This is a genomic window from Hydrogenovibrio halophilus DSM 15072 (genome assembly GCF_000384235.1).
Taxonomy (GTDB): domain Bacteria; phylum Pseudomonadota; class Gammaproteobacteria; order Thiomicrospirales; family Thiomicrospiraceae; genus Hydrogenovibrio; species Hydrogenovibrio halophilus.
This window is the reverse complement of record NZ_KB913033.1, coordinates 685,830-686,563: the sequence shown is the minus strand read 5'-3', so window position 1 is coordinate 686,563 and position 734 is coordinate 685,830. Positions and strand designations below refer to the sequence as shown.

At 47.5% G+C, this 734-nt stretch carries 2 tRNA genes; both read left to right on the top strand.

Annotation, left to right across the window (positions count from 1 at the left end):
* Positions 1-155 precede the first annotated feature (155 nt).
* Positions 156-231 (top strand) — tRNA-Ala (locus A377_RS0103290).
* Between the two features lie 38 nt (positions 232-269).
* A tRNA-Ile gene (locus A377_RS0103285) sits at positions 270-346 on the top strand.
* The last annotated feature ends 388 nt before the right edge of the window (positions 347-734 follow it).

The window sequence follows — 734 nt, the reverse complement described above, 5'->3', positions numbered from 1 at the left end:
GACGATCACCACGGAGTGATTCATGACTGGGGTGAAGTCGTAACAAGGTAGCCCTAGCGGAAGCTGGGGCTGGATCACCTCCTTTAAGAGAAAGGGGATCGAACCTTGGGGTAGTTTTCACATCAATTGTCTCTGGATTACCTAGAAAGAAGCCTGGGGCTATAGCTCAGCTGGGAGAGCGCCTGCCTTGCACGCAGGAGGTCTGCGGTTCGATCCCGCATAGCTCCACCAATTAGTTGAGTTGGTAGACCTTGCGGACTCATACGATTGGGTCTGTAGCTCAGTTGGTTAGAGCGCACCCCTGATAAGGGTGAGGTCGGTGGTTCAAATCCACCCAGACCCACCAATTTACCTCTTAATCACGTTTGCCGCCGCATGATCGGAAAAGGCAGAAATGATTAACAGCTAAATTGGCAACAATTTAACTGAAGCACCAAGCAAGATCTTTAACAATCTGGAAAAATCTCTTGACCCTATTACCCAATAGGGATCAAGACTAGGTAACAGCATCTTAAAATGTGAAAGCTGTTAGCGAATTTGTTCGAGCTTCGGCCTGAATGGAGACGTTAACAGTCGAGACTCTCAAGATGTCAGCGAAAACCTTAGTCATGTATGACTCAAAGTTGATAACTCGAAACAAAAGGCCGAGTTTGATTTGAGTTGTATAGTTAAGTGACTAAGCGTACACGGTGGATGCCTAGGCGGTAGAAGGCGATGAAGGACGTGATAGCCTG